The sequence below is a fragment of the Klebsiella sp. MS 92-3 genome, from assembly GCF_000195655.1.
In the GTDB taxonomy this organism is placed as follows: Bacteria; Pseudomonadota; Gammaproteobacteria; order Enterobacterales; family Enterobacteriaceae; genus Klebsiella; species Klebsiella pneumoniae.
The window spans coordinates 79,209-87,320 of the sequence record NZ_GL882786.1; the positions used below are offsets into that span (position 1 = coordinate 79,209).

The window sequence follows — 8,112 nt, forward strand, 5'->3', positions numbered from 1 at the left end:
GGGGGGGGGGCGGTGGCCGGCGCGGGCCAGCACTTTTTGCAGTTTCTCGCTCATTGAGCTTCCTTAAGGTGTCGCCTTCCCAGGCGTCTGGTATGCTTTCAAAAACAACGAGTTAGCCTAAAACTCAACTTAACTCACTGATCTGTAAATATTTCATGGCACACAGCATGGCAAACAACGTACCACACAAGCTGTCACACAATGATTCGTGGGCGCACATACTACACGAATTTTAGACTAAATGATTCAACAAGTTTTGTGCGCCTGAGTCTTTCTGAACTTAGACGTATAACGATGAGCAATCCGGAACAGTCAAGCACAGCGAACGGGAAAACGCTGTGTGTCTATTCCAACAGTATCTACACATTAACCTTCGTCACGGAGTCGCAGCATTGCCCGTACAGCAAAAGCTTCGACATAATCGATAGTAAATGAATCGCGCCATAACATTCACAAAATAAATATTTTAAAACGCAGTTTCATTTTTATGAAAAACAACTTCCGGCACATGGGTGTTATTTGTACAATGAATTACGTATGAAGATTAATTCACAACAAGCAGAGGGACTTATGCAGCAATATACCAACGAAATCACACCCGAAATTAATGAGGCCCAATCACAACCGCCTTACGACGAAGAGCTTTTGTCACTCTGCGATGACAAAACCCGGAAAGAACTTGAGGAAATTAAAAAACAGCATCTAAGCCGCCCGTTAGCTCACATTTTCCGGTTTGCAGTCGTTGGAAGTCTGACCCGTCGCGGTGGAGTCATTCGCCATGCTTCAGGCGGTGCGACTACCGGAGGATTACAAGTTGCTCGGGTAGGTGACAAGGTTGTATATGCTGATGGCAGCGAGTCCACTATTATTTCCGGTGCTGGCAAGGCCCGAATCATGCAGGGCGCATCCGCTGCACTCGTTGGCAGTATGCTTGATAATGGTGATGAAATAATCTCTACCCCACAATCGTGCAGCAAACTGGTTTTTCGTGAAGGCCGCGAACTCCCGGAAGGATTCTTGACCGTGTCAGGGAGTAAGCACTGATGGGCGTTAAGGGATACTATTTATTCAGAGGTGATAAGACACGATGTGGTGGCGTTATCACTGAAGGATGGAGCGACCACCAGCATTTTGACAGAGATATGTCCTGTGAAGGGCATAAAGTAACTTGTGGTAAACATCCAGGGCTTTACCGTATTTGTGGTGGGCTTGATGATGACATACACGGCAAAAGGATTGCCGGAACACTACACAGTTATAGCTCCTGCCCCTGTAAATCCAAATTCATCAATTCAAACTGGGATGATGATTACGAACTTGGTGGAGAAGCAACGGTAACGCACACTGATCTACCTCACCTCGTCAAGATGCCTGAACTTCCAGGGCCGATTGAGTCAGAACCGGAACAGAACGCCCAAACAGCAAAAAAGAAAACAGGTATAGATGCAGGTTTTGCCGTTATCACTTATGGCGGTACTACGGAAGCGTGGCAACGCCTGTTATTCACTGAAAACCCACCAGCAGGGGCAAAAGAGCTATTCTCTATTCTGAACGGCCCGGATGAAAGATACAAAGCTGGTTCGATTATGCTTCTGGTTGATCCAGAGAAACAGGACGACGAGCAGATTGCCCACATGAAAGCCGCGAAAGCGCGAGTTGATGCGGCGTTAGAACCGCTGACAATCCAGGAAGCTAACTTGCTGCACAAACACTACGCAACCATAGCTAATCTCACCAGCTACGCTGATACAGGAATTGGCCTTGCTGCTGATCCTGTTGGAAAATACTTTGAGAGTATCGAAAAAATACTCAGAGAGATTCAAGAAACGTATAAGAATACCTACATAACGAGAGGCTCGTTGCTAGGAGAACAATTTTACGTTCAACGTAGCCAGTTGTTTAAAGAGCTTGAATCAATACTTAAAGTCAGATTCCTGAATAAGGCTATGAAATTCGGAGAGTATACAAAAATAAAAAAAGCACTTGGCCTATCCAGCAGTTCTATTACCCACAAATGGAATGAAACGGGGATCAGTGACATTGAAGGCTATGCTACCCACATCGAACGGGCAGCTAAATACGTAAAAGCAATGCGTTACACTGGTTATTTAGGCATTGGTTTTAGCGGACTGCATTCACTAAATGAAATAAATGAGGCTTGTTCTGTTGGTCGCGAAGCTGAATGTACCAAGAAAAAGTATACTGAGATTGGTAGCTTTGCTGTAGGTACGGGGGTTGGTGTTGCTGGTGGCTATTTAGCAATACCTCTTTGTATCGCTATCGGTGTTGGTACTGCTGGTGTCGGAGGGCTTGCTTGCTCTGTGATTGCTGGGGCTGGTTTAGGCTATGTCGGTAGTAGTGCAGGTGGCGCATTCGGTGAATGGGGTGGAGAGCAGCTGTATGAAACTTTCGGTAATTAATTTTATAATTATGCATCGTAACTCGATTGGATTGGTATTGTGTCTATGCCTAATACTTACGGGGGTTATTTCAATTATTTACGATCGCATTTCGAAAAATAAATTCATTACTCTCTGTTCGCTATTTGTTGAAAAATTTGGCGCAAGACCAGTAGAGGCTTTAATTTATCAGGATGGGGGGTTCTTTTTCTCGTTTATGCGTGATGCATTTTTTATTAAAGCATTATACTTTAAAGAAAACTCATTTCATACGCGAGGAATGGATAATGAACAAATTCGATTCATTAAAGAACTTCCTAATCAGTATACCGATTGGTTACGTGTAAAAGTACGATTTTCCGTGGTCGGTATTATTTTTCTATTCATGATGTTATCAGTTTTCTATTTACCATCATTCATTTAATTGAAATAAATAGCCAAGAGCAAAACTTGGCTATTTTATTCACTCCCAATCAGTATCATCAATTACATAAGAAACTGAGGATAAGGGAAACGTATGCAATTAGCGCATAGCGATCCCTCATATTGATCTTTGGCAAAAAGTCTATTCAGAGAAAAAATGATGATGTCGATTATATACGGGAGCTACCTGCAAACATCAAATACTGGTTTATCGCCGAATTGTTGTGTTCATTGGTAGGTTTTATTGCCCTACTAATTGGTGGTATCTGTCTTTGGGTCGATAAATGATTATTTCAGCAGAACTGATCATCTGCGGGTTAGGAAGATTAAGCCTCATCTGCGGTATAGCTGTTACGGTGCTCTCATTTATCAACAAAAAGCGCTTCTCCGCGACCTGTACGCTGTAAAAAGAAAAACTTCGTCGGGAAAGCTTCTGTTCGCCGCGCCCCGTCTTTAGTATGGAACAGATTTTCCTCATTCTCCTGTGCCCATTCACGCATACGGATCTTTATCGGACAGCGCCCCCCTCACTACGCGTGCTCCTCAGCAACGGCCGGGCGCTGGCCAAGCAGCCAGTCGCGAAAACAGCGGTTGGCAGGCGCCAGCAGCGCGGTCTCGTGGTAAACCAGATGATAGGCCAGCGGACAGGCGATGGGCTGCGCCAGAGGATTAACCAGCCGCCCCTGCGTCAGCGCAGGCGCTATGAATGAGCGTCGCAGCAATGCCATCCCCATACCGGCGAACGCCGCCTCCGTCACGCCGTTGGAATCAGTGAACACCGGCCCACGCCGCGCGAAGTGCGGCGCCAGCCCCACGGCCTCACACCACAGCGCCCAGTCTTCACGATGTTCATCGTGCAGCAGCGGATACTGCAGTAGATCGCTCGCATCGGTGAGCGTCCGGCGCGGAGCAATCAGTTGCGGGCTACAGACCGGCATCAGGTCGTCATCCAGCAGGCGGTAAGCCTGCAGTTCCGGCCAGCCGCCGACACCATGACGCACGGCAAAATCGATCCCTTCACTCAGCAAATCCACTAGCCGGTTGGTGGTGCCGATCTGGATCTCTATCTGCGGATAGCGTCGTTCAAAATCAGCCAGCCGCGGCAGCAGCCACTGAATGGCGAAGCCGCTGGTACAGCTGATAGCCACCTTTTCTGGTCCCGGGGGCACCTGCAGACGCTGGGTGGCGGCGGCTATCTGATGAAACGCCGGCTGAACGGCCCGCAGGTAGATATCTCCCACCGCCGTTAATTGTAACCGTCGCGGAGTACGGATAAATAGCGGGACATTCAGCGTCTCCTCAAGGCGGGCAATCTGCTGGCTGACGGCGCTGGGCGTGACGCAAAGCTCACTGGCGGCCAGCTTCAGGCTGAGCAGCCGCGCCGCCGCCTCAAAGCAGCGCAACGCATTCAGCGGCGGGAGTTTCATGGGTATGGAACCTCGGTTAAGAAAAACTTAATCATGTAAGCATAACGCGTTTGTCGCACGCTGCACGTGGGTTCTACAGTTGACTTCCTTCGTGACTACAAGGAGTCAATCATGCGTGTTATCGACTATGGCCGCCTGCTGCTGCTCGCCGCCCTCTGGGGCGCCAGCTTTTTGTTTATGCGCATCACCACCCCGGCCTTCGGGGCGTTGAACAGCGCTTTTCTTCGCGTACTGTTCGCCGCTATCGCGCTCGGGCTGTTACTCGGCGTGCAGGGTAAATGGAGCGGGTATCAGGGAAAATTCACATCCACTCTGCAGCTGGGGGTCATTAATTCAGGCCTTCCTTTTCTCATGTACTGCCTTGCCGCGCAATGGCTGCCGGCAGGGTACTCCGCCACGCTTAACGCCACGGCGCCGATGATGGGGGTGCTGATCGGCGCGTTATGCTTTGCAGAACCGTTAACCCTGCGCAAAGGCGGCGGCGCGATACTGGGCGCCATTGGCGTGGCGGTGATCGCGCGCCCGACGTCTGGCCTTAGCGCCGCCCTGCTGCTGCCGGGGATTGGCGCCTGCCTGACCGCGACCGCCTGTTACGGTCTGGCCGGCTTTCTGACCCGCCGCTGGATCCAGCAGCGAGGCGGCCTCGAGGCTGAACGCGTCGCGCTGGGTAGCCAGGTCGGCGCCACGCTGTTTCTGTTTCCTTTCTTTCTCTGGTCCTGCTGGCATGGGCCTGCCGTAGACTGGCGGCAGAGTCTGCCGTGGATAGCGATAGTCATGCTGGGCGTGGTCTGCACGGCGGCAGGGTATATTCTCTACTTTCGCTTGATTGCAGATATAGGGCCGCTGCGTTCGCTGTCGGTGACCTTTTTGATCCCACCTTTTGCGGCGCTGTGGGGCTATCTCTGCCTCGGAGAGACAGTGGAGAAAGGATTGATTCTCGGCGCGCTGCTGGTTTGTGTAGCGCTATGGATGATTATCGTGCCGTCGGGGCGAAAACGCGGGGTACCGGACGGCGCATGATGCACCGCCCGGCAGATAGCCTTAGAGAAACGGCCTCACGTCGCCGACGCCTTCGCGCAGCACCACCGGGGTGTCTTCAGTGAGATCGATAACCGTGGTCGGCTGCTGCCCAAGGAAACCGCCGTGAATGATGAGGTCCACCACTTTCTCCAGACGATCTTTGATCTCTTCCGGGTCGGATTCGGTAAAGTCGCTGCCGGGCAGCATCAGCGACGTGGAGAGCATCGGCTCGCCTAAGGTCTCGAGCAACGCCTGAGCGATGGGGTTAGACGGGACGCGCATGCCGATGGTTTTACGCTTCTCCTGCAGCAGCCGACGCGGCACCTCTTTGGTCCCCTTAAGGATAAAGGTATAGTTGCCCGGCGTGTTGTTTTTCATCAGGCGAAATGCCACATTATCCACAAAAGCGTAGGTTGACAGCTCGGACAGATCGCGGCACATCAGGGTAAAGTTGTGGCCGTCCGGCAGCTGACGGATGCGGCAGATCCGCTCCATCGCCCCCTTGTCTTCAATTTTGCAGCCCAGCGCGTAGCCGGAGTCGGTAGGATAAACGATCACCCCGCCCTTACGCACAATCTCCACCGCCTGGTTAATCAACCGCGCCTGCGGGTTATCCGGATGGATATAAAAAAACTGGCTCATACTTCCCTCTCAATTTTTATTCGGCGGCCGCTTCCCAACTGTGCCAGACGCCTTCCACGCCGGCAGGAAGCCAGAGCTTACGGCCAAGTTCGATCCACGCGCAGGGCTGATGAAAATCGGATCCCTGCGACGCCAGAAGACCAAACTGCACGGCCAGGGTGGCCAGCTGGGCGCGTTCATGGGGCGCCTGCTGACACTGGGCCACTTCCATGGCATCACCGCCCTGCTCGCTAAAGTGGGCCAACAGCCGCTTCAACCACTTGGCGGAGAGATCGTAGCGCCCGGGATGGGCAATCACCGCCTTGCCGCCAGAATGATGAATCACATCAATCGCTTGTTTTATTGTACACCACTGCGGCGGCACGTAACCGGTTTTCCCGCGGGCAAGGTATTTTTTGAAGACTTCCGCCATGTTTTTCGCATGGCCGGCCTCCACCAGAAAACGGGCAAAATGGCCGCGGGTGACGGCGCCACCGTCCGCCAGTCGCAGCGCCCCTTCCCAGGCGCCGGGGATCCGCGCCTTCTCCAGGCGCTCGGCAATCATCTGACCGCGCTGCTGGCGCCGCGCTTTCTGCTCCTCCAGCAGGGCGGTCATCGTTGGGTGCGCAATATCAATATTCAGACCCACAATATGAATCTCGTGATTCTCCCAAAGGGTGGAAATCTCGACGCCGTTCACCAGGGTCAAGGGTAATCCGGCGCGGGCGATCTCCTCCCGGGCCGCCGGGATCGCCGCCACGCTGTCATGGTCGGTGATCGCCAGGGTGCCGACGCGCATCTCATGGGCGCGATGGACCAGTTCCTGCGGAGTCAGCCGCCCGTCAGAGGCGGTGGTATGGCTGTGCAGATCGTAAATCACTGCGTATTGGCTGTCGCTCAAAAGGACTCCTGCTGGACATCAACGTAAATAAGCGCATTATCATACCGACAGGCAGAGAAAATCTGCAAACAAGGGTTGACTTTATTCCATTGAACTAGTTAACTAGTACGCAAGTTCACATGAAGGGGTATCACGATGAAAATGCACTTTATCACTCTGCACAGCTGGTGGCGCACCTCCTGACGACGGGCGGCGTGATCGCGTTTTGCATTCAGCATACAGATACCCGGCCCGCCAATGAGCGGGCTTTTTATTGGACAAAAATAATACGAACAGGCGAGAACAATAATGCAAACATCCAAACCGGCACTCGAGCTTCTCACCAGCGACGCCATCTACCGGGAGAACCCGACGGCGTTATTCCACCAACTGTGCGGCGCCCGTCCGGCGACGCTGCTGCTGGAATCCGCTGACATCGACAGCAAAGATGACTTAAAAAGCCTGCTGCTGGTCGATAGCGCGCTGCGCATTACGGCCCTTGGTGACACTGTCACTATTCAGGCCCTCTCCGCCAACGGCGCGGCGCTGCTGGAATTACTGGACGGCGCGCTGCCCTCCGGGATCAACAATCAGCGCCAGCCCAACGGCCGCATCCTGACCTTCCCGGCCGTCAGCGCCCTGCTCGATGAAGACGCCCGTCTCTGCTCACTGTCGGTGTTTGACGCCTTCCGTCTCCTGCAGGAGCTGGTGAGCGTTCCGGACAACGAGCGCGAAGCGATGTTCTTCGGCGGCCTGTTCGCCTATGACCTGGTGGCCGGTTTTGAAGATCTTCCCCAGTTGCAAAGCGACACCGCCTGCCCGGACTACTGCTTCTATCTGGCGGAAACCCTGCTGGTCATCGACCATCAGACCAAGCATACCCGCATTCAGGCCAGCCTGTTCACCCCGCTGGAGAGTGAAAAACAACGCCTGGAGCAGCGCCTGAGCCAGCTGCGTCAGCAGCTGAACGAGCCGCCGGCGCCGCTACCGGTTACCACCGTGGCCGAAATGCGCTGCGACGTTGACCAGAGCGATGAAGAGTACGGCGCGGTGGTGCGCAAAATGCAGCGCGCGATCCGCGCCGGGGAAATCTTCCAGGTGGTTCCTTCCCGCCGCTTCTCTCTGCCCTGCCCATCGCCGCTGGCCGCTTATGATGTGCTGAAGAAGAGCAACCCCAGCCCGTACATGTTCTTTATGCAGGACAATGATTTCACTCTGTTCGGCGCCTCGCCGGAAAGCTCGCTGAAGTATGATGCCGTCAGCCGTCAGATTGAGATCTACCCCATCGCCGGCACCCGGCCACGCGGCCGCCGCGCCGACGGCTCGCTGGATCGCGACCTCG

The 8,112-nt window shown here is 53.5% G+C and carries 9 protein-coding genes and 1 other annotated feature; of the genes, 6 read left to right on the forward strand and 3 right to left on the reverse strand.

The features are described 5' to 3' along the window. Positions 1-201 precede the first annotated feature (201 nt). From HMPREF9538_RS33190 to HMPREF9538_RS29695, 4 genes are all read left to right on the forward strand, one after another. Positions 202-435, forward strand: coding sequence for a hypothetical protein (locus tag HMPREF9538_RS33190; RefSeq protein WP_009484635.1), 234 nt, complete (start codon positions 202-204; stop codon positions 433-435). A gap of 102 nt (positions 436-537) precedes the next feature. Continuing rightward, positions 538-1,044, forward strand: a complete 507-nt coding sequence (locus HMPREF9538_RS17825; RefSeq protein ID WP_004190748.1) for a PAAR domain-containing protein — start codon at positions 538-540, stop codon at positions 1,042-1,044. Further along, entirely contained in the window at positions 1,044-2,420 is a 1,377-nt protein-coding gene (locus HMPREF9538_RS0127345; protein ID WP_020316765.1) for a PAAR domain-containing protein, read from the forward strand. The genes HMPREF9538_RS17825 and HMPREF9538_RS0127345 overlap by 1 nt, the downstream gene beginning before the upstream one ends. Beyond that, positions 2,401-2,823 carry a hypothetical protein gene (locus HMPREF9538_RS29695; RefSeq protein WP_004190751.1) on the forward strand — a complete coding sequence of 141 codons (423 nt, stop codon included), beginning with the start codon at positions 2,401-2,403 and terminating at the stop codon, positions 2,821-2,823. The genes HMPREF9538_RS0127345 and HMPREF9538_RS29695 overlap by 20 nt, the downstream gene beginning before the upstream one ends. 529 nt (positions 2,824-3,352) lie before the next feature. Here the strand turns inward: HMPREF9538_RS29695 and gcvA are convergent. Then, positions 3,353-4,249 (reverse strand): transcriptional regulator GcvA, encoded by an 897-nt coding sequence (gene gcvA / locus HMPREF9538_RS17815; protein ID WP_009484638.1) that lies wholly within the window; start codon positions 4,247-4,249, stop codon positions 3,353-3,355. A gap of 111 nt (positions 4,250-4,360) precedes the next feature. On the opposite strand from gcvA, the gene HMPREF9538_RS17810 reads away from it, so the two are divergent. After that, positions 4,361-5,269 carry a DMT family transporter gene (locus tag HMPREF9538_RS17810; protein ID WP_004210746.1) on the forward strand — a complete coding sequence of 303 codons (909 nt, stop codon included), beginning with the start codon at positions 4,361-4,363 and terminating at the stop codon, positions 5,267-5,269. Between the two features lie 21 nt (positions 5,270-5,290). On the opposite strand, the gene HMPREF9538_RS17805 is transcribed toward HMPREF9538_RS17810, so the two are convergent. Both HMPREF9538_RS17805 and rnm read right to left on the reverse strand, forming a co-directional pair. Next, positions 5,291-5,911 carry an L-threonylcarbamoyladenylate synthase gene (locus HMPREF9538_RS17805; protein WP_002901738.1) on the reverse strand — a complete coding sequence of 207 codons (621 nt, stop codon included), beginning with the start codon at positions 5,909-5,911 and terminating at the stop codon, positions 5,291-5,293. A gap of 16 nt (positions 5,912-5,927) precedes the next feature. Further along, complete coding sequence (gene rnm / locus HMPREF9538_RS17800) at positions 5,928-6,791, reverse strand: RNase RNM (RefSeq protein WP_002901735.1); 864 nt, start codon at positions 6,789-6,791, stop codon at positions 5,928-5,930. Positions 6,792-6,950: 159 nt separating this feature from the next. Beyond that, positions 6,951-7,046: a sequence feature (Trp leader region), on the forward strand. Positions 7,047-7,079: 33 nt separating this feature from the next. On the opposite strand from rnm, the gene HMPREF9538_RS17795 reads away from it, so the two are divergent. After that, positions 7,080-8,112, forward strand: a 1,033-nt coding sequence (locus HMPREF9538_RS17795; protein WP_009484640.1) for an anthranilate synthase component 1, incomplete at its 3' end; no start/stop codon positions are given.

What these genes read in the sequence shown, in the direction of transcription:
- HMPREF9538_RS33190 (WP_009484635.1), top strand. Translation starts at nt 202, where the DNA reads ATGATTCGTGGGCGCACATACTACACGAATTTTAGACTAAATGATTCA.
- HMPREF9538_RS17825 (WP_004190748.1), top strand. Translation starts at nt 538, where the DNA reads ATGAAGATTAATTCACAACAAGCAGAGGGACTTATGCAGCAATATACC.
- HMPREF9538_RS0127345 (WP_020316765.1), top strand. Translation starts at nt 1,044, where the DNA reads ATGGGCGTTAAGGGATACTATTTATTCAGAGGTGATAAGACACGATGT.
- HMPREF9538_RS29695 (WP_004190751.1), top strand. Translation starts at nt 2,401, where the DNA reads ATGAAACTTTCGGTAATTAATTTTATAATTATGCATCGTAACTCGATT.
- gcvA (WP_009484638.1), bottom strand. Translation starts at nt 4,249, where the DNA reads ATGAAACTCCCGCCGCTGAATGCGTTGCGCTGCTTTGAGGCGGCGGCG.
- HMPREF9538_RS17810 (WP_004210746.1), top strand. Translation starts at nt 4,361, where the DNA reads ATGCGTGTTATCGACTATGGCCGCCTGCTGCTGCTCGCCGCCCTCTGG.
- HMPREF9538_RS17805 (WP_002901738.1), bottom strand. Translation starts at nt 5,911, where the DNA reads ATGAGCCAGTTTTTTTATATCCATCCGGATAACCCGCAGGCGCGGTTG.